The sequence below is a fragment of the Streptomyces sp. adm13(2018) genome (assembly GCF_008042145.1).
In the GTDB taxonomy this organism is placed as follows: domain Bacteria; phylum Actinomycetota; class Actinomycetes; order Streptomycetales; family Streptomycetaceae; genus Streptomyces.
On sequence record NZ_RDBH01000080.1, the window covers coordinates 61,063 to 74,273 of the forward strand.

At 74.0% G+C, this 13,211-nt stretch carries 4 protein-coding genes; all 4 read right to left on the reverse strand.

The annotated features are described in order from the left end of the window. Window positions 1-49 precede the first annotated feature (49 nt). Genes EAO70_RS07065 through EAO70_RS07080 form a run of 4 tightly spaced genes read right to left on the reverse strand, consistent with a single transcriptional unit; the run spans window position 50 to window position 12,802 of the window. Window positions 50-2,251, reverse strand: coding sequence for an AMP-binding protein (locus EAO70_RS07065; protein WP_148002145.1), 2,202 nt, complete (start codon window positions 2,249-2,251; stop codon window positions 50-52). Continuing rightward, window positions 2,248-3,819: a class I adenylate-forming enzyme family protein gene (locus EAO70_RS07070; RefSeq protein WP_261992714.1), complete on the reverse strand. Its 1,572-nt coding sequence runs from the start codon at window positions 3,817-3,819 to the stop codon at window positions 2,248-2,250. Before EAO70_RS07070 ends, EAO70_RS07065 begins: the two co-directional genes overlap by 4 nt. Next, complete coding sequence (locus EAO70_RS07075) at window positions 3,816-9,482, reverse strand: non-ribosomal peptide synthetase/MFS transporter (protein WP_148002146.1); 5,667 nt, start codon at window positions 9,480-9,482, stop codon at window positions 3,816-3,818. The genes EAO70_RS07070 and EAO70_RS07075 overlap by 4 nt, the downstream gene beginning before the upstream one ends. Then, window positions 9,479-12,802 (reverse strand): non-ribosomal peptide synthetase, encoded by a 3,324-nt coding sequence (locus EAO70_RS07080; protein WP_148002147.1) that lies wholly within the window; start codon window positions 12,800-12,802, stop codon window positions 9,479-9,481. Before EAO70_RS07080 ends, EAO70_RS07075 begins: the two co-directional genes overlap by 4 nt. Window positions 12,803-13,211 lie beyond the last annotated feature (409 nt).

The following is a 13,211-nucleotide window of genomic DNA, read 5'->3' on the forward strand; positions in this document are numbered from 1 at the left end:
ACGGTGCGGGGGTGGTGAACGACGACGGAAACGGCACGGTGAGCACGCGTCACACCCGTAACTGCCGTACCAGTCGCCCGGTCGCGGCCGTCAGCCGGGCGGCGAGCGGGGCGGGCAGTGCTTCGCCGCCGACGAGCGCCGTCACGACGGGACCGGTGCGGTCGAGACCGGCTTCGAGGAGCAGCCGCCATCCGCTCGGTGTCGCCTGCACGTGGGTGACGCCCTCGTGGCGGATCAGCTCGAGCAGGGCGGGTCCGTCGCGGTGGACGCCCTCGGGAACGAGGACGACGCGTCCTCCCGTCGTGAGGGGCAGCAGCAGCTCGACGGCGGCGATGTCGAACGACAGCGAGGTCAGTGCCAGCCAGCGGTCCTGCGGGCTTGAGCCGAGCCGTTCGGCGAGGCTGCCGAGGACGTTGGCGAGGGCGGAGTGGGGCACCTCGACGCCCTTGGGCAGGCCGGTGGAGCCGGAGGTGTAGAGCACGTAGGCGGGCTGGGACGGTTCGGGGAGCGGGAGTGACGGGACGGGGGCGCCCGCCCTCGGGGCGAGGTCCGCCGGGGTGAGGTCGCCGGCGCCCTCCGGGGTGTGGGTGATGCGCAGGGCGAGGCCCGCGTCCTCGCGGACGAAGGCCAGCCGTTCCGCCGGATAGGCGGGGTCGAGCGGCAGGTGGGCGGCCCCGGCGGCCAGCGTGCCGAGGACGGCGACGAGTTGGTCGAGACCGCGTGGGAGTCCGATCCCGACGAGTGTGCCCGGTCCGGCGCCGTACCGGCGGAGTCCGGCCGCGGAGTGCGCGACCCGGTGGGCCAGCTCGGCGTAGGTGACCTGCTCGCCGTCCGCGACGACGGCGATCGCGTCCGGGGTCTCCTGTGCTCGGGCGGCCAGCAGCGCGGGGACGGTGCGTGCGGCGAGTTCCGGGCGCGGCGCGGGTGCGGCGAGCTGGTCGCGCAGCTCGTCCCCGTCGAGCAGGGGCAGGTCCCCGAGGAGCGTCGTGGGGTCGGCGAGGGCTCCGTCGAGCAGCCGTGTCCAGTGGTCCACGATCCGGTGGACGGCATCGGTGGTGAGGCATCCCGTGCCGTCCGCGTCCGGGTCGCCCTCCTCGGCGGCCTGCCCGAAGGGCGGCGCGGTCCGGAACTGAACACTGCCGTGGATCCCGTCGTCGTCGTCGACGAGTTGGAGGTGCAGGAGGTTGCGGACGGTGCCGGAGAAGCCGATCCAGCGCGTCTTGACGGTCACCGCCCCGAAGTCCGGCGGGGCCGCTGCGGGCCGGCGCCGGTAGCTGAGGGAGAGCGGGGCCAGCGCGGTCCGGGGAGAGAGGCCCCGTACCACCTGCCCGAGGGGGACGGACCGGTGCGGGTACAGGGCGCGCAGCTCGTCCCGGACCGTTCGCACCCAGTCCTCGAACGGCAGCCGGAGCGGCCGCCCCGGACCGGTGGCCTCGATGCGCAGGGGCAGTTCGTTGACGGCGAGTCCGATGCCCACCGGCGTGCCCGGAGGCCTGAGGGACAGCTCCACCGCCGTGGTCGGGGCGGGGTTTCCGTAGCGGAGGAGCAGCGCGTGCCAGGCGGCGAGGAGGAGTTCGAAGCGGGTGACGCCGAGTTTGAGGGCGGCCTCCGCGAGGGCGGCGCGACGCCCGCCGTCGAGCCGGAAGGGCACCTCCGCGCCGGGGGCGGCCACCATGCCGCCGTCCGGGGGCGGGACGAAGCCCGGCAGGACGGGCGGGCACGGGGTGTAGCCGCGCTCCTCCCAATAGGCACGGGCGGCGACGAGAGCCTCCGGCCCGGCCGTCTGCGGCCGGATCTCGGGAGCGGGCGGCAGAGGATCGCCCCGGTAGGCGGCGGCGAGGTCTGCGACGAGCCGGTCCTTGGACTGGCCGTCGAGGACGAGGTGATGGGCGGAGACCAGGAGCACGTGGTGTTCGGGGCCGGCGCGGAAGAGAGTGAAGCGGCAGAGGGGACCGGTCTCGGTGTCGAACGGCGCCGCGCGCTCCTCGGCCAGGGCGGCGTCGAGTTCCCCCGGCGCGCAGTCCACGTGCCGGGGGTCCGGCACCTCGCACGGGCGGACGGAGGCGTCGGGCCCCGGCGTGCTCGACAAGGCCGGATGGTGCGCGGCCACCGTCCGGCAGGCGAGGTCGAGGGCCTCGGTGTCGAGCGGCCCGGTGAGATCGACGGTGAGGGACAGCTGGTAGGCGCCACCGGTGTCGAGCATGCGCTCGGTGAGCCAGATGCCGTGCTGGGCCGGGCTGAGCTGGGTCATGGGGTGGCCTCGCGGTGGTCGTGGGTGAGGGTCCGGCGCAGCTCCCGCTTGAGGACCTTTCCGCCCTCGTTGCGCGGGAGCCGGTCGAGGAAGGTGACGGTTGCGGGGAGTTCGTGGACGGCGAGCAGATCGAGCAGGAAGGTCCGCAGGGCGGTCGCGGTCAGGCCGTCGCGGTCTCCGCCACTGCCCACCGGGTCCGTGCCGCGCGGGACGACGGCGGCGGCGACGACGCTCCCGAGGACGGGGTGCGGGACGCCGATCACGGCGGCGTCGACGACGTCGGGGTGGGTGAACAGGGCGTTCTCGACCTGGAGCGTGGACACCTTGTGGGCACCGGACTTGACCACGTCGCGCTCGCGGTCGAGCAGGTGGAGGAAGCCGTCCTCGTCGACCCGGCCCAGGTCGCCCATCCGGGTCCAGCCGCCCTGGAACACGCCGTCGTCGTCCCCCAGGTAGGTGCGCGGAGATGCGGGAGAGCGCAGCCAGAGCTCGCCGGGCTCGCCAGGGGGCAGCGGGCGTCCCGTGTCGTCGGTGACGCGGAGGTCGGCCAGTGACGCGGGGCGGCCCGGTGACTCCGGCCGGTTCGCGTCGAACAGCAGCGTGATCTGGGCGGGGGCCGCCTCCGTCGACGTGTAGTAGTTGACGATCTGAGCCGGGGCGAAGGCGCGGCTCAGCCCGAGTGCCACCGGCTGCGGCAGGGCCGCGGCCGTCGACCCGACGAGGCGGACGGTGTCGAGACCTCCGGAGTCGGCGGCGGCCGCCAGGGCCGGCGAACCGAGGAGTTCGATCGCCGTGGCGGGGACCACGAAGACGCTGCCGACATGGTGCTCTGCGACCGCCCGCAGGAACCGGGCCGGGGTGAAGTGCGGGGCGGTGACGCAGCTCGCGTGCGCGTTCAGCGCGTTGACGAGCATGGTTTGGCCTGCGTTGCTGCCGACGGGAAAGGCGTGCAGGAAGGTACGGGAGTGACGCAGTGGACGGCGCCGCTCATCGCGGGTGCAGCCGTGCACCAGGTTCGCGTGCGTCGCCACGACACCCTTGGGCGCTCCGGTCGTGCCCGAGGTGGACAGGATCTGAGCCGGCGCCGCCGGGTCGGGCAGGGGCAGGTCCGGGGCCGTGGGGTGCCCGGCCGCGTCCTCCTCCGTGAGCCCCCGCACGCCCGGAGGAGTCCCCGGTGGCAGCCCGGGGCCCGCGTGCACCAGGAGGCGGACCCCCGCGCTCGTCAGGACGTGCCCCAGGGCGACGGGCGGCGTCCGGTCGGAGAGCGGTACGGCGACTCCACCGCCCCGAAGGACGGCGAGGAAGGCCACGGCGTACTCCGTCCACCGGTCCGCTCCGAACCACAGACCGACCCGGTCCCCGGTGGCGAGGCCGGCCGCGCGCAGAGCGGAGGCCAGAGCGCCACTGCGGTCCTGCCATGCGGCGAAGTCCAGTCGTGCCGGTCCGTTGATGATCGCGGTGCGGTCCCCGTGCGCGGCGGCCCGGTGGGCGAGCAGCTCCGGCAGAGTGGCGGGCGGGGCCGGGACGGGCCCCGCGGGAGCGCGTCCGGACCCGGGTCGGCGTATCACGCGGCGCCCGCCTTCGCCCGCCGGTCCGCGGCGGCCCGCGCCCGCTCCCGCAGGCCGACCAGGTCGTCCGGTTCCGCGTCCGGGACGTCGCGGTCGAAACGGGCCAGTGACGGCAGGCGCAGTCCGAGGGCGACCAGCCCCGCCATCGCGAGCCCGAACAGCACGTACATCAGGGCGATGCCGCGCCCGGGCCCGGTGCCGACGAGCGGACCGAAGACCGGGGCGAGTGCGCCGCCCGGCTCCATCAGCGGTCCGAAGAACGCCGAGCCGAGCGGGGCGACGACGCCGTGCCCCAGCGGCAGCGTGGACCACGCGATCAGCGTGTTGAGGGCGAACACCCGACCGTGGAAGCGCTGCGCCACCTTCGTCTGCACGATCGTCGCGTAGATCCCGTTGACGAGGGCGAGGGAGAAGGACATCCCGAAGGCCCCGAGCGCGACGACCCACAGGTTCGCGCGCAGCCCGGTGACGGCGCCCGCCAGGGCGAGGAGCCCGGCGAGGGCGAGCATGCCGCGCAGCCGGTGCCGGCGGGGCCCGCCCCAGAAGCCCATGGCCACTCCGCCGAGGAGCGCCCCGGCGCCCCCCGCGACCGCCACCCGGGCCGCTCCCCCGAGGTCGTCGAAGGTGAGGACCAGCGGGGTGGTGAGGAGGAAGAGGGGCGAGAGGAAGACGTTGAGTCCGGCGAACCACAGCAGCATGGAGCGAAAGCCGCGGTGCCGCCACGCGTGGGCGAAGCCGTTGCGGATCTCCGCGACGAGGGACTCGCGCCTGGTCCAGGGCAGTGTGCGCGGGAAACGGACCGCGAGGAGGATGCCGATGGCTGTCGCGTAACTGATCACGTCGATGACGAGGATGCCCCGCAGCCCGATCGCCGCCATGAGTGCGACGGCGGCCAGTGGGACGACGAACTGCGCTGTTCCGAAGGCGAGTTGAACGATGCCGTTCGCGTGTCCCAGATAGCGCTTGGGTACGAGTTGCGGTACGGCCGAGGCATAGGCGAGCCGCTGGAAGGTCAGGGCGACGGAGAGGACGCCGAGCAGGACGTACACCTCCCACGACCGCAACTGGCCGGTGAGGAGCAGGACCAGCAGACCGGCCTGGGTGGCGCCGGCCGCGACATCCCCCACCAGCATGACCCTGCGCCGGTCCATCCGGTCCACGAGGGCCCCCGCGAGCGGTCCCACGAGGATTCCGGGGAGCATGGCGACGACCGCGTACAGCGCGTACCTGGCCATCGACCCGGTCTCCAGCAGGATCCAGATCGGCAGGGCGAACTCGGTGAGCGCGGATCCGATGATGGACGCGAGCTGACCGCCCGCCACCAGCAGGAACCGTCCCATCGCGGGTTCGGGACCGCCGTCCGAGGCCGAAGCCACGGACGGGCCGTCTCCTGCTGGAACGGGCCCCGGTCCGGTGTCGGGTCCGGTGGCCGCGGGCGCGGCGGCGTCGGAACCGGTCTCGCCATGGAACCACCAGGAGCTCTCCGGGCTCGCCGTCGGCAGTGTGGTCGTCGTGCCGTCCAGGACCGCGCGGTGCACGGTCGTGACGGCCTCGGCGACCTCCGCGGCCCGGTAGGTGATGAAGAAGTGGCCTCCCTCGTCCAGTACGGCCACGGCGGAGCGCTCGGCCAGCAGCAGCCACTCGCGGTAGCGCTCCTGGTAGAAGTCGGCGGCCGGATCCCGGTCGCCCACCAGCGAGACGAGCGGAGCCCGCAGGCGGGGTCCGCCGTCGGCGACCTCCGCGATGGCCCGGGTGAACCAGTCCTCCGCGGCCCTCGTGTCCCGGCGCATGTTGCCGATCACGAACCGCACCTGTTCCTCGTCGAGCTCGGACGTGTCGACGCCCATGCCGGTCAGCCAGTTGGCGTATGTCCGGTCACCGACCAGGGGTTCGAGCGAGGCGATCTTCCCCAGAGCGGTCAGGAGGCGGCTGCGCGGTTTCGCGAAGGGGTACTGGGCGCCGGCGTACACGCCCTCCAGCTCCCTCCCGGACGCCTCCAGGGAGCGTGCGACGGCAACGGCGAGGGCCGTGCCCACGGCGCAGTGGCCGTAGACGACGAGGGGTCCCTCCACCCGCTCTCGGACCTCCTGCGCGATGCCGGTCGCGAGGGCGTCGAAGGAGAGCCGCTCCTCGGTCACGCCGAGGTCGTGCCCGGGGATCGAGACGGCCCACAGCTCGGTGTCGGGGGGCAGCGCGTCGGCGACGGGCTGGTACACGACGGCGCTGCCGCCCCCGTACGGGACGCAGACCAGGGTGAGCCGGCGCCGCTCGGCGGGGACCGCCCGGGTGAGCCGGTGCAGGAGGGACCGGGGGCCGCGCTCCCGCTCGTCCCGGGCGGCGACCGCGGCGAGTTCGCGGACGGTGCGGTGGGTGAACAGGTCCATCACGCTGATCGGCTCGGCCCCGGCCTCCGTCAGCCGCTTGCGCGCCTTGGCCACGACCTGGGTCGCGAGGAGCGAATGCCCGCCGAGGTCGAAGAAGTCCTCGTCCGCCCCCACCCGGGGCAACCCCAGGACCTCGGCCCAGATCCCGGCGAGGAGGATCTCGGCCGGCGTCTCCGGTGCGGCGGCCCCTGCCGCGCGGTGGACGGCCGGCACCGGCAGCGCCCGCCGGTCCAGCTTGCCGTTCGGGGTGAGCGGCAGCTCGGGCACCACGGTGAACGCGGTCGGCACCTGGTGGTCGGGCAGGCTCCGCCGCAGTGTGGCGCGCAGCGCCGCCGGATCGGGCTCGTCGGCTCCCTCGGCGGTCACGACATAGCCCACCAGACGCCTGTCCCCGGGCCGGTCCTCGCGCAGCACGACCGCCGCGTCGGCGACACCCGGCTGCGCGCGCAGCGCCGCCTCGGTCTCGCCGGGCTCGATGCGCAGCCCGCGGAGCTTGACCTGCTGGTCGATCCGGCCGAGGTGTTCGAGCGTCCCGTCCGGACGCCGCCGCGCCAGGTCCCCGGTGCGGTACAGCCGCGCCCCGGGAGGGCCGTAGGGGTCGGGGACGAAGCGCGTGGCGGTCAGGCCCGGTCTCCTGTGGTAGCCCAGGGCGACGGCCGTCCCACCGATGTGGAGCTCCCCGGGGGCACCGGGCGGCACGGGACGCAGCAGCTCGTCGAGCACGTACAGGCGCGTGTTGTCGATGGGCAGGCCGATCGGTACGGTCTCCATCGCTCCCGCGCACTCCCAGGCGGAGACGTCCACCGCGGCCTCGGTCGGCCCGTACAGGTTGGCCAGGCGCAGGCCGGGCAGCCGTGAGGTCAGCTCACGGGCCGTGTCGGGGGGCAGTGCCTCGCCGCTGCACACCACCCGCCGAAGCCCCGTACAGCGCTCCACGCCCTCCTCGGTCAGGAACGTGGTGAGCATGGCCGGTACGAAGTGGGCGACGGTCACGCCCGCGGACACGACGAGGTCGCGCAGGTAGCCGCTGTCCTTCTGCCCGCCGGGCCTGGCCAGCACGATCCGCGCACCGGTGGTGAGCGGCCAGAAGAACTCCCAGACCGAGACGTCGAATCCGATCGGAGTCTTCTGGAGGACCGCGTCGTCGGGCCCGATGGGGTACGCGGCCTGCATCCACTGGATCCGGTTGGCGATGGCCCCGTGGGTGTTGGGCACGCCCTTGGGCCGCCCGGTCGAGCCGGACGTGTGGATGAGGTACGCGGTGTCCTCCGGCCGGGGACCGTGGGGCACCTCGCGGGCGCGCGGCCACTCGGCGGGGTCGTCGAGCAGCAGGACGCGGGCGGCGCAGCCGTCGGGCGTGGCGAGCCCGCGCTGAGTGAGCAGGACCGGGGCCTCGCTGTCGGCGAGCAGGAAGGCCAGACGCTCGGCGGGATAGTCCGGTTCCAGAGGGGTGTACGCGGCTCCGGTGCGCAGCACTCCGAGGAGTCCTGCGACGAGTTCCGGAGAGCGCTCGGCGCTCACGGCCACCAGGTCGCCGGGGCCGACGCCCTCGGCGGCCAGTCGGGCGGCGACACGGCCGGCCAGGGCGTCCAGGGCGCGGTACGTCAGGGCGGGCCGGTCCTCGACGGCGACCGCGACGGCGTCCGGGGTGCGGGCGGCCTGCTCGGCGAAGAGGGCGGTCAGGGTGGTGGCGGGCCGGTCGACGGCGGTGTGGTTGAACCGCTCCGTCTCGAACGCCCGCTCCTCGTCGGTGAGCGTCTCGAGGCCGGAGAGTCGCGTGTCCGGCGCGTCGACCACCGCGTCGAGCAGCCGTCCGAGATGGGCCGCGACAGCGGCTACGTCCTCCTCGGCGAACAGGTCGGTGTTGTAGTTGAAGGAGCCGTACAGCCCTTCCGGCCACTCCTGGAGGAACAACTCGATGTCGAAGCGCGTGCCACTCGCCCGCACGCCGAACGGCTCCACCCGCAGGGGGAGCGCCGGACCGGTGTCGTCGCGCTGGACGGCGTAGTTCTGCACGGCGAGGACTGCCTGGAAGACCGGGGGCCGCGAGACGTCCCGTGGGGCGTTGAGCTCGCTGACCAGTTGGGCGAACGGCAGTTCCTGGTGGGCGTACGCGTCGAGGCAGGTCTCGCGGGTCCGGCGGATCAGCTCGGCGAACGTCGGATCGCCTTCGAGTCGCGCGGGGAGCGCGAGGACGTTCACGAACATGCCGACCAGTGGCTCCAGCTCGGGTTCTGGCCGGCCGGCGACCGGTGAGCCGACGGCGAAGTCACGCTGCCCGGAGTACCGGGACAGCAGCAGCTGGAACGCGGCCAGGAGCACCATGTGCAGCGTGGCGTCGTGCCGGTCGCCGAGGGCCGCCAGCCGGTCGAGCAGGGCCCGGTCCACGGCGAAGGCGTACCCGGCACCCTCGAAGGTCTGGCGGGAGGGCCGCGGCAGCGAGAACGACAGTTCGAGCGGCTCGACCCCGGCGAGCTCCCGGCTCCAGTGCGCGAGCTCGCCCGCCAGCCGCTCCCCGCTCAGACGATCGCGCTGCCACAGGGCGAAGTCGCCGTACTGTACGGCGAGTTCCGGCAGCGGGTCCGGCGCACCGGCCACCCGGGCCGCGTAGCTCCGCAGGATCTCCCCCAGGAGCACCTCGCTCGACCAGCCGTCGCTCACGCTGTGGTGGACGAGGAGCAGGAGCACATGGTCATCGTCGGCGAGCCGCACCAGCAGCGACCGGAACAGGGGCCCCTTCTCGAGGTCGAACGGAACCGCTGCCGCCGCGTCCACGATCCGCTCGGCGGAAGCCTCGTCCGCGGCCTCCGTCAGGGAGAACGCCGCCGGTCCCGGCGGGTCGACGACGAGCAGCGGCCGCCCGTCCTCGGTCGCCGGGTAGCGCGAGCGCAGCGTCTCGTGGCGGGCCGTGCTCGTGTCGAGCGCGGCCCGGAAGGCGTCCGCGTCCAGCGTGCCGCGCAGTCGCCGCACGACGGGGATGTTGTACGCGGAGGTCCCGGGCGCGAACTGCTCCATGAACCAGAGGCGTTCCTGCGCGAAGGAGAGCGGCACGGGGGTTCCGGGGACCCGGCGCGGGACGACGGCCTGGTGTCTGGCCCGCGATGCGATTCGGCGCCGGAGCAACTCGCGCTTGGCGTCGGAGAGGGCGGGCCTCGGAGCATCCGTGCTGCTGGGGGACGGGGCACGGGACGGTCCGGGAACCGCGGCGCCGGTGTGCCCGGGTGCGGGCCCGTGCTCCGGGGACGGTGTGGCCGGAGTCGTGGTGTCGGCGGTGCTCATGACGTCGGTCGGTTTCCTTCCAGGGCGTCCTGGGCGGCGAGGAGTTCGACTGCGGCGGCCTCGGACAGGCTGTCGATCTCGGCGACCAGAGCGGCTTCGACGGCCTGTGCGAAGACGGCCACCGTGCGGTGGGTGAAGAGCGTGCGCAGCGGTACGGCCAGGTCGATCGCGGCGCGCAGGCGTGCGACGACCCGGGTGGCGAGAAGCGAGTGCCCGCCCAGGGCGAAGAAGTCGTCGTGCGCGCCGATCCCGTCGACGCCGAGCACCTCGCGCCAGACGTCGGCGACCAGTTCCTCGACCTCCGTGCGGGGCGGCACGTGAGCGGCCCGCGGCGCGGCCGAGGCACGGGGGGCCGGCAGGGCGGCGCGGTCGAGCTTCCCGTTCGGGGCGAGCGGCAGTGCGTCCAGGAGCACGAAGGCGTGAGGGATCGCGTGCGAGGGCAGGACGGCGGCGAGCCCGTCTCCCAGCGAGCCGGGATCCGGCACGGGGCCGTCGGCTGCGGGGACCACATGCGCGACGAGGACGTCCCCGCGCACGGTCACCACCGCCCGCCCGACGCCCGGGAGCGCGTGGAGCGCGGTCTCCACCTCCCCGGGCTCCACCCGGTAGCCACGCACCTTGACCTGGTCGTCGATGCGCCCGAGGAACTCGAGCACCCCGTCGGCCCGCCGCCGCACGAGGTCGCCGGTCCGGTAGCGGCGGGCGCCCGGCGGCCCGTCGGGGTCGGGCACGAACGCGCGGGCGGTCGCCCCGGGGCGACCCAGGTAGCCGTCGGTCACGCCGGCACCGCCGACGACGAGTTCCCCCGGAGTGCCCGGGGGCACCGGACCGCCGTGCCGGTCGAGGACCGACACGGTGGTCGCGCCGACCGGACACCCGATCGGCGGACGCGTGATGCCGTCCTGATCGGAGAGGACCGCCGTGGTCGCGATGATCGTCGTCTCGGTGGGCCCGTACGAGTTGACCACCCGCACCCGGTCGCCGAACTCCTTCCGCCAGGCGGCCACGGCGTCCGGACGGACCTGGTCGCCGCCCAGCACGAGCAGGCGCAGCCGATCCGGCCAGGGAGTCTCGTCCAGGTCGGCCACGAGGTGGTGCCAGTACGGTGTGGACAGGTCGAGCACGGTGATACCGGCGGCGTACGGCTCGGCCAGCTGGTCGGGGAGCGTGACACCGGGGCGTGCCGTGACGAGCACCGCGCCTGCGGCCAGTGCGGGGAAGATCTCCTCGGCGCTGGTGTCGAAGGAGAGCGTCGCGTATTGCAGCACCCGGTCCTCACCGGTGAGGCCGTAGCCCTCGCGCATCCACGCGACCCGCGCGGCGAGTGCCCGGTGCGGCACGAGCACCCCCTTGGGGCTGCCCGTCGACCCGGAGGTGTAGATGAGGTAGGCCGGGTCGTCGGGTACCGCCTCGGCGGGCGGTCCCGGCTGGGCCTCGGGTGCGGGCTCCGACGGGTCGGGGAACAGGGCGAGCGGTTCGAGTTCGGCGGCGAGGTCCCCGGGAAGGCCGGCGGGCAGGTCGCCGTCGGGGGTGACGAGCAGTGAAGTGCCGCTGTCCCGAAGCATGAAGGCGAGTCGGGAGGCGGGGTACGAAGGGTCGAGCGGGAGGTAGCCGGCACCGAGACGCCACACCGCGAGCATGGCGACCACGGCCCGCGGCCCCCGGGGCAGGCAGAGCGCGACCAGGTCTCCGCGGGTGACACCGCGCGCGGCCATCCTGGCGGCGAGCAGCCGGGAGGCACCGGCGAGCGCGCCGCGGGTGAGCGCCTCCTCGGGACCGATGACGGCCAGGGCGTCGGGCGCCTCGGCCGCGGCCAGGTCGACGCCACGCAGCACGGTCGAGGGCGCGGTGTCAGCGAGGTCGGGGCCGCGGGACCCGCCCGAGAGCAGCCGGAGCTCGCCCGCGTCGAGGAGCGGCAGTCGGTGGACCGGGGTGTCGGGGGCGGCGAGCGCGGCCCGCAGAAGGGTCTCGAAGCGGGACGCGAACGCGGCGACCGTGGGCGCGTACAGCAGGTCCGTCCGATAGCCGAAGACGACGTGCAGGTCGTCTCCGTCCGGCCGCACGTCCAGGCCGAGTTCGAACTTGACCGCGGTGTGCCCGCCGTCGACCTCGGCGCATCTCAGACCGGCGAAGCCGCGCTCGCCGAGCGCGCCGCCCTCATGGGTGTGGACGGCCATCAGGGTCTGGAAGACGGGTGTGCGTCCCGCGTCCCGCTCCGGCCGCAGTTCCTCGCTGAGGCGCTCGAAGGGGATGCGCCTGTGGGTGAGTGCGCGCAGCCAGTCGGAGCGCGTCCTGCGCAACGCCTCGGTGAAGGTGGGCGCGTCGGCGAAGTCGGCCCGCAGGACGAGGGCGGAGGAGTAGTAGCCGATCGTCCGCTCGCTGTCCACGGTGTCCCGCGCGGCGACGGGGATGCCCACGCAGAAGTCGTCCTGTCCGGTGCTCCGGTGCAGCATGCTCAGGTAGGCGGTGGCCAGGACCATGAACGGCGTGACGCGGTGTGCGCGCGCGAAGGCGTCCAGCGTCGGCCCGATCCCGTCCAGCACCCTGGTGTGGTAGGCACCCGAACTGCTCGGCGCGGTCGGACGGGGCAGATCGAGCGGGAGCTCCAGGGCGGGTGCGCCGGTCAGGGCCTCGCGCCAGTACGCCAGCGCGGCGGCGGCCTCGGGACCGTCGAGCCATGCGCGTTCGGCTGCGGCGTGTGCCCTGTAGGAGGACACGGCCGGGAGGGCGGGGTCGCGCTTCTCGCCGTAGGCCGCGTAGTGGTCGGACAGTTCGGCCCCGAGCAGACCCAGCGACCAGCCGTCCGCGACGATGTGGTGGAGGACGAGGCAGAGCAGGTGCTCTTCGTCGCCGACCCGCAGCAGTGCGCCCCGTAGCAGCGGCCCGGTGGCGAGGTCGAACCCCGCGTTGGTGAGTGAGGCCAGCGCCTCGGCGGTCTCCTGCGCGTCGCCACCGCGCAGATCGCGCTGGTCGAGAAGGACGGGCGCCTCTGCCGCCACGACCGACGCCGGCTGCCCGTCCGTGGAGGGGAATCGCGTACGCAGTGCCTCGTGCCGAGCGACGACGCCGTCGAGCGCCTGCTGAAGCAGCACGGGGTCGAGCACGCCGCGCAGTCGCAGCACGTACGGGATGTTGTACGCGGGATCGCCCGGCTCCAACTGGTCGAGGAACCACAGTCGTTCCTGTCCCACGGACAGGACCCCGGTGTTTCCGTCCACGACGTCGGCCGACGGCTCGGCCCCCGAGGTCACCACATGGACTCCTGTTCGGTGCGTGGGCACGCCGCCCCGGGGAGCACCGCGCGGAAGGGAGAGGGGCATGCCTGAAGGAAGGGTTCAGGAACGGGAAGGAAGGCGTCCTTGGGGGTGGGATCCCCCGCAGGGGGTCGCCGCCATGACGTCACCGATGCTAGGGAGGGGCCCGACGCAAGGTCAATGGTCTGGACCATGCGATCCGGTGCGACTCGGCCACGGCGAAGGGATCACCGCAGCTCAGAGCGCCGCATGAAGGAAAGGATTCAGCCATCGACCGTTCGAAACCACCGAACTACACCCCGAACGGACGGCCGACACGCGAGCTTCCGACCGGGACTCCCCGCGGTACGTTCTCGACCGCGGCCGCAGCGCGGCCGCCGCCGACAGAGGCCTCTCGCAGACGAGCCGCTCCGGCCCGGCGCCGGCGACGCGGTCGTACGGCGCGGGCAGAAATGTAACAGGGTTTGGTCTAGAC